Origin of the sequence: Rothia mucilaginosa, from assembly GCF_019334805.1 — a bacterium.
GTDB lineage: Bacteria > Actinomycetota > Actinomycetes > Actinomycetales > Micrococcaceae > Rothia > Rothia mucilaginosa_C.
This window is the reverse complement of sequence record NZ_CP079822.1, coordinates 1315128-1328146: the sequence shown is the minus strand read 5'-3', so window position 1 is coordinate 1328146 and position 13019 is coordinate 1315128. Positions and strand designations below refer to the sequence as shown.

10 protein-coding genes are annotated in these 13019 nt (G+C 62.9%); 5 read left to right on the top strand and 5 right to left on the bottom strand.

Features of this window, described 5'->3' with window-relative positions; genetic code table 11:
- Window positions 1-10: 10 nt before the first annotated feature.
- Both LPB405_RS05195 and ppa read right to left on the bottom strand, forming a co-directional pair.
- Window positions 11-235 carry a helix-turn-helix domain-containing protein gene (locus LPB405_RS05195; protein WP_049344278.1) on the bottom strand — a complete coding sequence of 75 codons (225 nt, stop codon included), beginning with the start codon at window positions 233-235 and terminating at the stop codon, window positions 11-13.
- 267 nt (window positions 236-502) lie between these two features.
- Window positions 503-988, bottom strand: a complete 486-nt coding sequence (gene ppa, locus LPB405_RS05190) for an inorganic diphosphatase (protein ID WP_005504328.1) — start codon at window positions 986-988, stop codon at window positions 503-505.
- 329 nt (window positions 989-1317) lie between these two features.
- On the opposite strand from ppa, the gene dacB reads away from it, so the two are divergent.
- The 5 genes from dacB (at window position 1318) to LPB405_RS05165 (ending at window position 9823) form a co-directional block, all read left to right on the top strand.
- Complete coding sequence (gene dacB / locus LPB405_RS05185; protein ID WP_219100437.1) at window positions 1318-2958, top strand: D-alanyl-D-alanine carboxypeptidase/D-alanyl-D-alanine endopeptidase; 1641 nt, start codon at window positions 1318-1320, stop codon at window positions 2956-2958.
- A gap of 209 nt (window positions 2959-3167) precedes the next feature.
- Window positions 3168-6287 (top strand): DEAD/DEAH box helicase, encoded by a 3120-nt coding sequence (locus LPB405_RS05180; protein ID WP_219100435.1) that lies wholly within the window; start codon window positions 3168-3170, stop codon window positions 6285-6287.
- Window positions 6288-6781: 494 nt separating this feature from the next.
- Complete coding sequence (locus LPB405_RS05175; protein ID WP_219100433.1) at window positions 6782-8023, top strand: MFS transporter; 1242 nt, start codon at window positions 6782-6784, stop codon at window positions 8021-8023.
- Between the two features lie 241 nt (window positions 8024-8264).
- Window positions 8265-8885, top strand: coding sequence for a recombinase RecJ (locus tag LPB405_RS05170; RefSeq protein WP_257604853.1), 621 nt, complete (start codon window positions 8265-8267; stop codon window positions 8883-8885).
- Window positions 8886-9091: 206 nt separating this feature from the next.
- Window positions 9092-9823: a metal-dependent transcriptional regulator gene (locus LPB405_RS05165; protein WP_219100428.1), complete on the top strand. Its 732-nt coding sequence runs from the start codon at window positions 9092-9094 to the stop codon at window positions 9821-9823.
- 177 nt (window positions 9824-10000) lie between these two features.
- On the opposite strand, the gene LPB405_RS05160 is transcribed toward LPB405_RS05165, so the two are convergent.
- The 3 genes from LPB405_RS05160 to LPB405_RS05150 form a co-directional block, all read right to left on the bottom strand.
- Window positions 10001-10879 (bottom strand): metal ABC transporter permease, encoded by an 879-nt coding sequence (locus tag LPB405_RS05160; protein WP_219100426.1) that lies wholly within the window; start codon window positions 10877-10879, stop codon window positions 10001-10003.
- Complete coding sequence (locus LPB405_RS05155) at window positions 10880-11710, bottom strand: metal ABC transporter ATP-binding protein (RefSeq protein WP_219100423.1); 831 nt, start codon at window positions 11708-11710, stop codon at window positions 10880-10882. It lies immediately after the preceding gene.
- Between the two features lie 186 nt (window positions 11711-11896).
- Window positions 11897-12859, bottom strand: a complete 963-nt coding sequence (locus LPB405_RS05150; RefSeq protein WP_219100421.1) for a metal ABC transporter substrate-binding protein — start codon at window positions 12857-12859, stop codon at window positions 11897-11899.
- Between the last annotated feature and the right edge of the window lie 160 nt (window positions 12860-13019).

Here is a 13019-nt window from a genome sequence, read left to right as displayed (position 1 = left end):
GCGGGAGGGGTTAGGTGAGGGGGTTGGCAATAGTCAGCTCGATGCCGAGCTCTTGGGCGACCTTGAGGACCGCACCAATTGACGGGCCGGGTAGCCCACGCTCAATATCGCGGATTGTTTTATCGCTGAGCCCAACCATCCATGCCAACTCCATTTGGGTGATTTTTTCGTACTTGCGGACGGCGCGAACCTGGGCACCAAATTCCTGTGCGAACCCCGTTGCGTCGAATGCCATGGGGGTTTCCTCCTCACCGCTACAGAACCTCACGTTATACGAACTATTCTTCGTAATATGCCCATAATAGCACCTCGAGAAGCTCTCTGAGGCTATTTTCCGAAGAATAGTTCGGTTAAACACGCCTTTCCGGCACCCCCAAACACAGCCAAGGAGCACAACAAAAGGGGGCGTGCCCACCGCCTCCAGCACGCACGAAAACTCGCACGAACCAGACACGGGGAACACGCCCCCTACAAAACCGGGTGCACCTAACGGTGCGGCAGCTTAGTGACCCTCAGCTGCGAAACGGTCGATAGCCTCCTGGACCATCTTCTCAGCAGCAGCCAGGTCTTCCCAGCCCTCGCCCTTAACCCACTTGCCGGGCTCCAGGTCCTTGTAACGCTCGAAGAAGTGCTGAATCTCAGCCTTCAGCTGCTCGGGAACATCAGCCAGGGACTTGATGTGGTCGTAACGCTTGTCGGTGGGGACGCACAGAACCTTAGCGTCGCCGCCAGCCTCATCGGTCATGTTGAACACTGCGACCGGGCGGGATTCAACCAGCACGCCGGGAACAACGTCAACGTCCAGGATCAGCATTGCGTCCAGCGGGTCGCCGTCCTCACCCAGGGTGTTCTCGAAGTAGCCGTAAGCGGTGGGGTACTGCATGGAGGTGAACAGCACACGGTCCAGGCGCAGGCGGCCGGTCTCGTGGTCCACTTCGTACTTCACGCGGGAGCCGCGGGGAATTTCAATAGTGACGTCGAGTTCCATCGGAACCTTCTTTCTCGTGAGTTAGAGTCACTTTCGCGGCGACTTCGGCGCGCAAGGTGCGAAAGTTAGGTGTTGAACTCACCCATTGTAACCCGTTCACGCACACCGAAACCGTGTATTCGGCGCCAAAACCAGCGTAATTTACCACGCTCACACCACAGTTAACGTTCCGCCTAGTCCCGCGCCCGCCAGCACGCGCGCCAGCACACCCCGCCACCATGCCGGGCAGCCCAGATAGGGGTCGTGAGGGGCAGCAGAGCGCGGCATGAGCATCCCAGCACCGGCGCGTAAATTCGATAGGCACCCCATCCGCCCGCTATGCTCAAAAGATGCCTTCCAACAAGCACAACACCCAGACCACCACCCTCACCCGCCGCGCCGCCCTCACCCTCGGCGGCATGCTCCTCCTCACCGCCTGCGGATCCGCCGCAACCGAACAGAAACACCCCGAAGGTTCCGCAAGCCCCACCGGCAGTGCAACCGGCAGCCCCACCGGCACCGCCGAGGTGACCGCCTCCGCAACCCCGAGCGCCACCCCAACCCTCGCCCCCGCACTGCCCGAGGGCGAACAGGAGCAGCTGCGCAACGCCCTCACCGCGCTCTTCGCGGACGGCACCTACCCGCAGTACAGCCTGCTCGTCACCGGCATGGACGGCAACCTGCCCAGCATTAAGGCAACCACCGCGCCCGCCGACCTGTACGCCGCCAACGCCGACACCGCGCGCGTGCCCGCCTCCACTTTTAAGGTGCTGACCCTGTTCGCACTCAACCACTACGCGAACCTGCAGGCGCGCCTGCGCACCCGCGTCACCCGCGACTCCGCCGGACTGTACCTCATGGCAGGCGGCGACACCCTGCTCGGTGCGGGCGCTTCCAACCCGAAGCAGATTGTCGGACGCGCAGGCCTGACCACCCTCGCCGAGCTGACCGTGAAGGCGCTTCTTCAGGGCGAGAAGCCGACCGCGGCGCTGCCCGTCTACCTTGACGGCACCTTCTTCAGCGGCCCCGGCGTGAACCCCGGCTGGGATGCCGCCGATGTGGCGTCCGGCCAGATCACGCCCATTCACCCCATTGCGCTCGAATCGCACACGGTGCCGGGCAAGTCCACCGCAAGCAACCCGGTACGCCCGGATGATGCGGCGGTTGCCGCCCAGCAGGCGTTCGTGGATGCACTCAACACCGCCGGCAAGGAGTCCGGCATGAGCTTCACCCTCGCGGAGCGCCGCACCGCCCCCGCGGAAGCAGCCGAAATCGCCGCGGTCGAGTCGGCAACCCTGCTGGAGCAGGCACAGCACATGATGCTCGAATCCGACAACGCTCTCGCCGAGGTGCTCGGCCGTTGCGCCGCCGTTGCCGCAGGTAAGGAAGGCAGCGGCGAGGCGGCACAGCAGACCGTGCGCCAGGCGCTCGTGGATGCCGGCGTGAACATTGAAAACCTGGTGCAGGCGGACGTGTGCGGCATGTCCCTGACGGACCGCGTGACCGCCCGAACCCTCGTGCAGGTTGTGGCTCTGCTGAATGCTGATGAGCATGCGGAGCAGCTGATGAGCACGTTCCCGGTCGCGGGCGTGAGCGGCACCCTGTCCGGTCGTTTTGGTGCGGCGAACGCCGTGCACGCACGCACTTTTGTGCAGGCGAAGACCGGCACCTTGTACACGGTGTCTTCGCTGTGCGGTGTGGCGACCCGACCCGACGGCACCCGCCTGATTTTCGCGATTATTCTGAACGATCTGGGCGGTGCGGATGCGCTGCCCGCCGCGAAGGAACGCGTGGACGCGGCGGCGGCGGCGATTGCGAACCGTTCGACTGCGCCGAGTGCTTCTGCCAGCCCCTCTGCGGTAGCGCCGGCTGCTTCTGCACCCGCTTCGGATGGGGCAAGTGCCCCGGCTTCTGAGGCCGCCTCGGCACCCGCTTCGGAAGCGTCCGCGGCGGCAGTTTCTACTGCGGCTGCGGCGGATGCAGCCTCCTAACGTGTGCGCCCGGATAGCCCGAAAGCCCTCTAAATCATCCTGTACAGATTGATTTTCTGTAGTGTTTCACGTGAAACCTGAAAATCAACCTCTCGGGGCGAGGGGCTGCACGGGGTGCCAACAGGCTCCTCAACCGGGGCTCTCGCCCACTCCCAGCGGCGGGGTTTTATGCCCGCCTTGTTTCTCTCTCCTCCAGCAGAAAAGTCACCATGGACCTTACCTTCACCCTCGCTGATCTGACCGCCACCTCCGCATGCGAGCTGCGACTCTACACCGAGCTTCAGGAGCGTGCGCAGAAGCAGTCTGCCCACCCGACCCCCGAGAAGCTGGATCGCGCCCGCGAAGCGTACCGCGAGTGCCTGCGAGCGCTGACCGCCGGTGGAATGGTCGGCAGTGGAGTAGTCGGCAGTGAGCACGCGGGCGGCACAGCGCGCCCGGTGCCCCTGGTGGCGACCTCCGCGGCGGGGCTGACCTACACGGTGGAGCTCGACCGCCTCGACTGCCCGGCTGCGGACAGCACCGCCGAGAGCAATACCGCCCGGATCGTCTGCACCCCGCACCTGGGTGAGGCGGCGCATCGGGCACTGTTGCGCGGTGCCCTGGCGGCGCACCTGCTGACCGCTAGTGCAACCAAGAGCGCCACCGAAAGCGCCGAGAGCACCGAGAATGCCGCACGCCTCGACCTTCATCTGGAGCACGGCGCGAATGAGTACAGCGCGGGGTCCGAATCGGAACCCACTGAGTACGCTGAGCACCACTCCCCCGTTCCTCAACCTCACAGGGTTGATTCGGCGCGTATTCTTCCGCTGATTCGCCTGCAGGAGCAGCGCCTCCTCTCGCTCACCGAGGCACTGAACGAGGGCGTGGAACCGGCGGAACTTGCCGAGCGCATCCCGTATTTTCTGACCTGCGGCGAGTGCCCGGCGTGCCTGAACGCGGCGGCACCTCTTGCCCTCGCGACCGACGCCCCGGAGCTCGTCACCGAAGACGCCGTTGAAGACACTGCCGAAGATACCACCGAGAATCCTGAAACTGAGGAGCACCCGGTCATGTACAGGGTGCCCGCCGCGGTGGAGAACGACAGCGAACAGTACCGCCTGCAGTGCCTGCTGGATGCCCAGCTTGCCTCCCTGGAGGAGCACGCGGCGGAGCACGGCTGGGGTGCCGGTGAGCTTGAGGCGGCGATGCTGCTGTCCATGACGAATTATCACCGCCGCGAGCGTGCCCCGTTCTGGCGTGAGCACATTCGCCGCCTGGAGGACGGCCCGACGGCGTGGGTGGCGAGCCGCGATTACGCGTACCTTGATCGGGTGCAGGTGCTCTCGGTGGAGCATGCGCATGCTCTTCTGAACACCCCCGCAGACCTGGAGGCGCTTGCCGCCGCCATGAAGGAGCCCGCCGAGATTGAAGACGCCCCCGGCTGGTATCGTGTGCGCGGCGCGCAGGTGCGTCTGTTGCGTGCGCGAATTGAGGCTGACCCGAGCCTGGTGATTGCACCCTCTGACCGTGCGGTTTTTTGTACGTATGAGGCGGGGTTGAGCCCGCAGATTGCGCTGGACCGCATGGAGTCGCAGCTGAATTATTTCCGTGCGTCGAATCCGGGTGAGCGTGTGCCCGCCGAGTTGGCGGCGACCGGTTTCTTTGGCATGCGTGTGCTGGCTGTGGCGCAGGGTGGTTTCCGTGCCGGTTCCGAGGATTCTACGGACCCTGAAGAGACTGCCGCAGAGTCTACCGGCGAGTTCTTGGAGGTGCTTCTGCAGGAGCGCATCCGCGTGAAGGATGAGCCGCACCGCGCGCTGCCTTCGGGTATTGGTCCCGGTGATCCGGTGTCGACGGCGACGATTGAAGCGGCTCTGCAGTCTGATGTGCATGGGCTACTTTTCGGCGGTGCGCTAATGCCTAGCACCCTCATGCCTAGCGGCCCTATCACCGATGAAGATTCCGAGCCCTCTGATGCCCCCGCCTCCCCCAGCGCCCTACCGAGCGTGCTCGATGCGGCGGCTTCCCTGACGGGGGTGGAGAGCGCCTCCGCGGATTTGCTGTTCCGTCGCGCACCGCGCCTCAAGAAGAGCGCCTCGAACGCTAAAAATGCAGAAAATCTACCCCGTGAGGTTGATTTTCCCGCCTCTGACCTGCCTACGGTGGATGCCGTGCACGCGGCGGTTCGCGCTCTCGACCGCTCCTATGTGGCAGTTCAGGGCCCTCCCGGTGCGGGCAAGACCTTCCTCGCCTCGCATGTGATTGCGCGCCTGGTGGCGGAGGGCGCGAAAGTGGGCGTGGTGGCTCAGTCGCACGCGGTGATTGAGAATCTTATGTTGGCGTGCTGTGCCCGTGATGGTTTTGATGTTTCACGTGCGGTGCGTCTGCGCGGCAAGTCGGTGACCCCGGACGCCCCGTGGTCTGAGGTGTCTGATTCTGAGCTGGTGGAGCTGATTTCTGGTGCGGGCGGTCTGCTGTTTGGCGGCACGGTGTGGGATTACGTGAGTGAGCGTCGTGTGCCTGCCGGGTCGCTGGACGTGCTGGTGGTTGATGAGGCTGGCCAGTTCTCTCTGACGAATACGGTGGCGGCGGCTCGTGCGGCTCGTTCGGTGCTGCTGTTGGGCGATCCGCAGCAGTTGCCGCAGGTGTCGACGGGTGTGCACCCGTACCCGGTGGACGTTTCGGCGTTGGGTTGGTTGTCTGATGGTGCGGCGGCATTGGATCCTCGTTTTGGCTATTTCTTGGGTGAGTCGTGGCGTATGGATTCGGCGTTGTGTGAGCGGGTTTCGTGGCTGTCTTATGATGGCGCGTTGGCGAGCGCGGCGGCGACGGCTGGTCGTACTCTGCAGGGTATTGAGCCGGGTGTGGTGTCGTATCCGGTGGAGCATGCGGGCTGTTCGGTGCGTTCTGTGCAGGAGGCGCAGGCGGTGGTGGATTGCGTGCGTGAGTTGTTGGGTCGTGAGTGGGTTCCGGCGGCTGGCGCTGAGCCGCGCCCGTTGGCGGCTGAGGATTGCATTGTGGTGGCGGCGTATAACGCGCAGGTTGATTGTGTGCGTGAGGCGCTGATTGCCGCTGGACTGGCGGATTCTTCGGGTGCTGGCGTGCGCGTGGGCACGGTGGATAAGTTCCAGGGTCAGGAGGCTGCGGTGGTGTTGGTGTCGTTGGCGTCGTCGCGAGTTGATTCTGGGCGCGGTACCGGTTTTGTGCTCTCGCCGAATCGTTTGAATGTGGCGGTGTCGCGCGGTCAGTGGCGGGCGGTGTTGGTGCATTCGCCGTGGGTGGCGCGTTCGGTGCCGCAGGGTGTTAAGGAGGTGCTGGCTCTGTCGGGTTTCGCGGGCCTGGTGGAGTAGCGCCCCGCTGACTAGTACGTACTTGGGTAGCACCTGGAGCGCCTTTATTCTGCGCTCTTCTGCACTCCCCCGCCCGCTGCGTTGCGGGGGTCTTTGGCGTGCCCGGATTCGGGTTTAGCTGAGGTTTAGTCAGGGTTTAGCCGCTGAAGATTTAGCCAGGTGGAACCACCAAGAATGAATTGTAGTCATACTAACCCTAATGTCAATACTCAAAATGGGGAAAGTTTTTCAACTAGCCTTCACGCATATGATTCACGTCTCTTATAGAATCTAAAGTATCGCGCGACACACTTTTGTGCGGGGGGTGGCTCCCGATGAGCCGCTCCGTGCATCCTCAACCACCCATCATGACCGGCGTGCACAAGCAGAAACAGGCACATACAGGCAGACACAGCCGACTGTCAGGGTATTCACTCACACAATTGCGCACGACGAACTACAACACGGCGGATTGCACGCCGCGCGACACCCTAAACCCCATCGTGGAGGCCCCCATGAGTGTCAACACCGAGCTACTCAAGAATAAAGATTTTAGAAATACTCTTTTCGCCATTGGAGCCAACCAACTCTCAGACTCGATGAGCTATATCACCACGCCCATCATTATTTTGGCGCTGACCGGCTCCCCCGAAGCTGCGAGTATCACCCTCTTTGTCGCGGGTGTTCTCGCCACCTGCGCCGGAGCGGTATCTGGAACGTGGGTCGACAGAATCGGCCCCTCAAAGTGCCTGGCACTGTCCTGTATCGGCCAGTCACTGTCCTGGATAGCGATTCTTCTCTACCTCGTTTTCAACGTCACCAACATTTACGTTTTGGTGATCACGATTTCTCTCGCCGCCATCATTTCCACCTTCGACTATCCGAGTGAACAGTCCATCATCACCCGCGTAGTCCCCAAGGAACACCTGGGGTACGCCTCCGGTATGGGCGAGACGCGCGAGTCCACCGCCAACCTACTGGGCGGCCCGGTCGCCGGCATCATTATCGGCTTCTCGACCGTGCTCATGACCGCAGTTCACGCGGTCGTCAACCTGCTGGCATTCATCGTCGCGCCCAAGAGCTACGGCGCTAGTCGGCAGCCCGCAGAAGAGGAGGAGGGCGAGAAAACCAGCTTCTGGCAGGACTCAAAAGCCGGTTTCGAGTACATCCTGAAGAACAAGGTACTGGTGTCCATTGCGTTCGTTTCAACACTTGCGAACTTTGGAACGGTCGGTATTCCGCTCACCTTCATCTACTACTACACCCTGGAGGGCGCACACCCGCTCTTCATCGGTATTTTTGCGAGCGCCTTCGGTGTGGGCGTGTTGCTCGGCTCGTTCCTGGTCGGCCCGCTGACCGAGAAGTTTGCACTCGGCCCGCTCGGCATCACCTCCCTGGCTATCATGTCGGCCTGCTACCTGTTGCTACCGGTGGTTCATTCGATGCTGTGGGCGGTGTGCCTGCTGATTGTGCTGGCGGGTATTGTGCTTCCCTCCTTCAATTCGAGCATCATTGCGTACATCAACGCATCCACCCCGGAGCACATGATCGGTCGCGTGCACTCGGTGCAGGGCATCCCGAACATGGCGTTGACCCCGCTGGCTGTTCTGCTGGCAGGCTTCCTCATTGTTGATTGGGGTATTACGTACACGGCGCTGTTCTACGCGGTGTTCATTTTCCTGTCGCTGGTGGTGATGGTATTCCAGAAGCCGCTACGTCAGCTGCCGCATATCTCGCAGGTAACGAACGCACAGTAGTTCCGCGGTAGCCCCGTCTATCAACTCCACTCAACGCCCCCGAAAGCGAATAATTCAACGTGCACTTGCATGAAAATTATTTTCCTTTCGGGGGTGTTCTACGTCCTTTCAAGGATTTCTGCACACAGTGCATGCTCACGATAATTCCCCTTATCAATGCGCATTTTTAGGGGTTTAAATGTTGCCGGTATTACGGCGAACCTTACGCCGCTTGTTGAAGGTTTTACGGCATAATAGGAAGGTGTTCGTTCTAACCTTTATTCAACGTTCCGCACAGCACTCACTCACTGCACTGTCGGACGAACTCGCAAAGCTCAACCCGCGTGTTGCCTTCGCCCAGACATACCCTGACGAAATTCAGGGCGCCTTCGACCGCGCCAGCGACGCACTCCACGCGGCGCTCATTGCCGCGCGCGATAACGGCTTCTGGGTCGGCATCGGAATCGGCGAGCTCAACATCCCCCGATTCGCAGGCGCACTCGGCGCCGTCAGCACCACCGACTGCACCGGCGACGCCCTCGAATTCTCACGCCTCGCCGTCGAAGAAGCACAAGGAGGCGCACCCGTACGCTGCATCAGCGTCAGCGCCGACAACCGCCACCTCGCCGACCTCGCCGCAGGCTCCGCACGCCTGCTCTACCGCGTATGCGCCGACCGCACCGACGCCGAATGGCGCGTAGTAAACCTGCTCGTACCCGGCGTGCGCGGCCAACAGAAGGCCGCCGCAACCGCACTCGGCATCACCACCCAGGCGGTCAGCCGCACCCTCGTCCGCTCCCTCTGGCACGAGGAGCAGGCGGCACGCGGTGCGCTCATCGAACTGCTGACCCGTATTGACCGTTCGCGCCGCCGCACCACCTAACCGTCGCCGCGCATCCCTCATTCTTTCGCGTCTGCCAGCCTTTCGTACCTGCCAGCGCGGAACCGAACACCCCGATCCCGCCCGTGATGGTCGCCCCCTGCCAGGGGTGAACCGTCCGGGCGGGACGCTCTTTAAGCCTGGATTTTCACCGCTTCCGCAACCATCATCCCGGCGGGCAAAACCCGAGAAAAGGTAAACTTATCTTTATGCCCCTTTCAGAACTTTCCGTCAGCACCCAGAACTACCTCAAGGAAATCTGGAGCCTCGAAGAATGGACCAAAACCCCTGCCACCGCATCCGCCCTGGCAGAGCGCATGGGCCTGCGCATTTCTTCGGTATCTGACGGCCTCAAGCGCCTCGCCGCCGCCGACCTGATCGAGCATCAGCCCTACGGCGCTATTGAGCTCACTGAAACCGGCCGCTCCTACGCGCTGGCAATGATTCGCCGCCACCGCCTCATCGAGACGTTCCTCGTGGAGACTCTCGGCTACACATGGGACCGTGTGCACGACGAGGCGGAGGTTCTGGAGCACGCGGTATCCGACTTCATGGTGGACCGCATCGACACCCTGCTGGGGCACCCGCCCCGCGACCCGCACGGCGACCCGATCCCCGACTCTTCGGGGCACATTAGTTTTCCGCAGACCGTGCCGCTGAGCCAGTGCGAACCCGGCGAAACGGTCGTGCTCGAACGCATTAACGATGACGACCCGCGCCTGCTGCGCTACCTGCAGGGCCACGGTTTTGTGCCCGGTGTGCGCCTGCACATTGAGGAGGGAGCACCCTTCTCTGAGGCGGTGAACGTGAGCGTGGTTGGTGCCGGTTCCGGCAACCTGCACGAGACAGACGCGGCCGGTGCGGTGAAGCCCGGCGGCACGATTATTCCGTTGGGTGCGGAGGCGACCGCCTCCCTGTTCGTATCCCGCACGGTGCGTTAGGTACAGCGCGTTAGCGGCGGGCTTCTAGCCCGACAAGCCGGGCGAGCAGGCGCGACTAAACCTTCAGAAGATAGCAATAGGCGGAAAGCCCCACGGTGGGACTTTCCGCCTATTGCTGTATTCGGTGAGTGTATTCAGTGAGCTTACTTAGGAAGCTGACGGCTCAGCTACCGGGGTTCAGGCGCCGTCACGCTCTGTTGCCGTCACGCTGAGCCGGCGGGCACGCATCCTGCCCAGCAGACCGTAGCGCGGGGCGAACACGTACGCCAGGGCAAACAGTAGGCCCTGCGTGACGACCACGGCACCGCCGGGGGATACATCCGCGTGGTAGCTGGCGTACAGGCCGGTCAGCGTGCCCACCAGGGAGACTCCCACGCTCACCGCGAGCATCGGCACAAACCGGTCAGTGATCAGGCGTGCCGTGGAGCCGGGGATGACGAGCATCGCCACGACCAGCACCACGCCCACAATCTGCAGCGCCACCACCGAGGTCAGCGCCAGCATAATGAGCAGCAGCGCGCCGAGCAGACGCGGACGCAACCCCACCGCCTGCGCAAAGCCCGGGTCGAAGGCGTACAGCACGAAGTCGCGGCGTTTCACCAGCAGCACGGCGGCAACAATCACCGCGAGGATAGCGACCTGCCAGACGTCCGACCAGGACACACCCAGCACGTTACCGAAGAGAATATGGTTCAGGTCGGTATTCGACGGCGTGACCGAAATCAGCACCAGACCGAACGCGAACATGGTCGTAAACACGATGCCAATCGCGGCGTCCTCACGCACGCGGCCGCTGCGCCGCACCCCGCCGATGAGCGCCACTGCCAGGAGCGCGGCAATGACCGCACCCACCGCGAAGGGCGCACCGAAAATGTAGGCGAGCACCACGCCGGGTAGCACCGCGTGCGAGATCGCGTCGCCCATAAGCGACCAGCCGAGCAGCACGAGCCAGCAGGACAGCAGGGCGCAGACGGCGGCGGCAATGACGGTGACCACGAATGCGCGGAGCATGAAGGGCAGGGTCAGCGGCTCCACCAGAAAGTTGAGGATGTCCATTTAGTTCTTCCCTTCCGCAGAGCTGATCGTAGTAGTGCCGGAGGTAGCAGCGCCGGGGGCAGCGGTAGCGACCGACGCGCCGGCGTCCACTTCCATGCCGAAGGCACGCACCAGGTTCTCGGGGGCGAGCACCTTCTCCGGGGTGTCGTGCATCAGAATCTCGCCGCGCAGCAGTAGCGCCTCGTCGGCGAACTGGCGCAGGGTCGCCAAGTCGTGCGTGGAAACCAGCACGGTTGCGCCCTCGTCGCGCAGCTGTTTGATGACCTGCATGAGCATCGCCTCGCTGCGCTTGTCCACGCCGGCGAAGGGCTCATCCAGCAGCAGCAGCTGGGCACCCTGGGCGATAGCGCGTGCCACGAAGGCGCGCTTACGCTGACCGCCCGAGAGCGCCCCAATCTGACGGTCGGCAAGGTCGGTCAGTTCCACGCGGGCGAGCGCCTCATCCACGGCGGCACGGTCCGCGGCACGCAGGCGGCGGGTGATGCCGAGGTTGCGGTAGCGTCCCATGCTGACAACCTCACGCACGGAGATGGGGAAGGTCCAGTCGATTTCTTCGCTCTGCGGCACGTAGCTGACGAGTCCGGCGCGGTGATGCGCGTTCTTGCTGCGACCGCCACGGTGACCGCCGACGGGCTGCCCGTCGAGGGTGATGCTGCCGGCGTGCACGGGCACGACCCCCATGATGGCTTTGAAGAGGGTGGATTTGCCGGAGCCGTTCATGCCGATCAGGCCGCAGATACGCCCGGTGTCCAGGGTGAAGGATGCGCCGGTGAGGGCGCGGACTGGCCCGTAGTTCACGTGCACATTTTCGCAGCTGAGAAGAGTGCTCATTCCTTGTGTTCTTTCTGGTGGTCACCGTATGCGTGCGGCGGGTGTACTTGCTTGTGTGGTGGTGAGTGGGTGCTGTGTGAGCGAGTGTTAACGGCGTGGGAGGAGCGGAGCCGTGAAGGCGACCGCCCCTCCTATCCTATCGGGGGTTTGGGGTTTACCCGGGTTTATGCCGGGCTTATTCGGGGTTTAGGAGTTGCCCTTGAGGCCCGCCACGATGGTGCGTGCGTCGTAGCGGATCATGTCCAGGTAGGTGGGCACGGGGCCGTTCGCCTCGGAGAGCGAGTCCACGTAGAGCACGCCGCCGAATCGTGCGCCGGTGGCGTCGGCTACCTGGCGCATCGGGTTGTCAGAGACGGTGGATTCGCAGAACACGGCGGGCACCTGGTTCTGGCGCACGTAATCGATTGCGGAGGAAATCTGCGAGGGAGTCGCCTGCTGTTCGGAGTTGACCGCCCAAATGTACTTTTCCTTCAGGCCCGCGTCTGCCGCCAGGTAGGAGAAGGCGCCTTCGCAGGTGACGAGTGCGCGCTGGTTCTCGGGCAGAGTGGAGATTTCCTTGACGAGCTCGTCACGCACGTCCTGCAGCTGCTTCTTGTAGGCTTCGCCGCGGGACTTGTAGTCGGCGGCGTGGGCCGGGTCGAGGGCGCTAAATTCGCGAATCATCACGTCCACGTACTTCTGCACGTTGCTGGGGCTCATCCAGGCGTGGGGGTTGGGCTTACCCTCGTAGGCGTCCTCGGTAATGGAGATGGGCGTGACCCCCTCGGAGACGGTCACGTGCTTAGCGTGGGATTCTTCAACGAACTTCGCGAACCAGGATTCGAGGTTCAGGCCGTTGTCAAGCACCAGGTCGGCGGCGTGTGCCTTCTTCAGGTCGGAGGGGGTGGGCTCGTACTCGTGAATCTCTGCGCCGGGCTTGGTGAGGGATTCGACGTTCAGGTCGTCGCCTGCCACGTTGCGGGCGATGTCTGCGAGCACGGTGAAAGTGGTGAGCACGGTCTTCTTGCCACTACTGCTCTTAGCACCATCGGTGGTGCTAGCAGTGGTGCCGCAACCGGTGAGCACGAGTAGCAGGGTGAGTGCGAGGGCGGCGCAGAGCGCCTGGACGAGGCGGCGTGCGTTGCTGCCTGCGAGGGTGAAAGCGTTCATGAGGCATCCTTCATTGGAAGTCACGGGTTTGAGTATGTGGTTGATGTATGGGATTTGCCGCGCCGGGACGCTAGGGACACGGTTGTGTCTGCGCAGGCATCATAATGCGCTTTTGCCTGTCGTCCCGGGCGGAATTTAACAATAGTTCGTCTAGTCGAAC